The following is a 1057-nucleotide window of genomic DNA, read 5'->3' on the forward strand; positions in this document are numbered from 1 at the left end:
ATGTTGTACGTTTGTGGTTCGAGAATTATGTACTGAAGTTCAATTATTTAGCTGTGAAATATTTGAAAGCGTCAGTTTCAAAGCTTTGGTTAGCATTCAAGTACTCTTGGTCAACATAGCTACCGTTGCGAGTTGAAGCAATTCCTACCTTGAGTTGTTGCACGGATTTGTTTTCTTTCAAGCTGGTTCCCAAAGCATCATAGATGGAATTGTCACCATAGCCGTCCCAAGAATAACCACCTGCGACTAATTGTTGTTGCTCGTCAGATAGTTCGACAAATAATTCAGTATTGGTTTCGTTAATCATTGTAAGTAATCTCCTGAAGTTGTTTGAGTGACTTAATGTGTTGTACGTTTGGGATGCGAGAATTATGCGCTGAAGTTCAATTATTTAGCTGTGAAATATTTGAAAGCGTCAGTTTCAAAGCTTTGGTTAGCATTCAAGTACTCTTGGTCAACATAGCTACCGTTGCGAGTTGAAGCAATTCCTACCTTGAGTTGTTGCACGGATTTGTTTTCTTTCAAGCTGGTTCCCAAAGCATCATAGATGGAATTGTCACCATAGCCGTCCCAAGAATAACCACCTGCGACTAATTGTTGTTGCTCGTCAGATAGTTCGACAAATAATTCGGTATTTTCGTTAATCATGATGAGTAATCTCCTGAAGTTGTTTGAGTTGAAGTTATTTGGGTGAATTAATTTGAGATTTGCTGGGAGGTAATTCTCTCGTTGGAGTTGAGAGAATTACACCTGATGAATTCAGTTAGTCTGACTATTTAGCTGTGAAATACTTGAAGGCATCAGTTTCAAACTTATGGTTGGCATTCAAGTAATCTTGCTCAACGTAGCTACCGTCGCGAGTCGAAGCAATTCCCACCTTGAGATGTTGCACGGATTTGTTTTCTTTCAAGCTGGTATTGAGAATGTCATAGATGGACTGACCATCACCACCGCCGGGATAAGAATAACCACCTGCAACTAATTGTTGTTGCTCGTCAGATAGTTCGACAAATAATTCAGTATTGGTTTCGTTAATCATTGTAAGTAATCTCCTGAA

The 1057-nt window shown here is 39.3% G+C and carries 3 protein-coding genes; all 3 read right to left on the bottom strand.

Annotated elements, in window-relative coordinates:
• Positions 1-43: 43 nt before the first annotated feature.
• Positions 44-307, bottom strand: a complete 264-nt coding sequence (locus DSM107010_RS33740; RefSeq protein ID WP_127025076.1) for a CTB family bacteriocin — start codon at positions 305-307, stop codon at positions 44-46.
• 80 nt (positions 308-387) lie between these two features.
• A complete protein-coding gene (locus tag DSM107010_RS33745) occupies positions 388-648 on the bottom strand; it encodes a CTB family bacteriocin (protein ID WP_015156829.1) in 261 nt (86 codons plus the stop codon).
• A 124-nt stretch (positions 649-772) separates the two neighbouring features.
• Positions 773-1039 carry a CTB family bacteriocin gene (locus tag DSM107010_RS33750; protein WP_015156830.1) on the bottom strand — a complete coding sequence of 89 codons (267 nt, stop codon included), beginning with the start codon at positions 1037-1039 and terminating at the stop codon, positions 773-775.
• Between the last annotated feature and the right edge of the window lie 18 nt (positions 1040-1057).

It is taken from the genome of Chroococcidiopsis cubana SAG 39.79 (genome assembly GCF_003991895.1).
In the GTDB taxonomy this organism is placed as follows: domain Bacteria; phylum Cyanobacteriota; class Cyanobacteriia; order Cyanobacteriales; family Chroococcidiopsidaceae; genus Chroococcidiopsis; species Chroococcidiopsis thermalis.

Excerpts from the sequence above, each read along its gene's own strand:
- DSM107010_RS33740 (WP_127025076.1), bottom strand. The coding sequence starts at position 307 with ATGATTAACGAAACCAATACTGAATTATTTGTCGAACTATCTGACGAG.
- DSM107010_RS33745 (WP_015156829.1), bottom strand. The coding sequence starts at position 648 with ATGATTAACGAAAATACCGAATTATTTGTCGAACTATCTGACGAGCAA.
- DSM107010_RS33750 (WP_015156830.1), bottom strand. The coding sequence starts at position 1,039 with ATGATTAACGAAACCAATACTGAATTATTTGTCGAACTATCTGACGAG.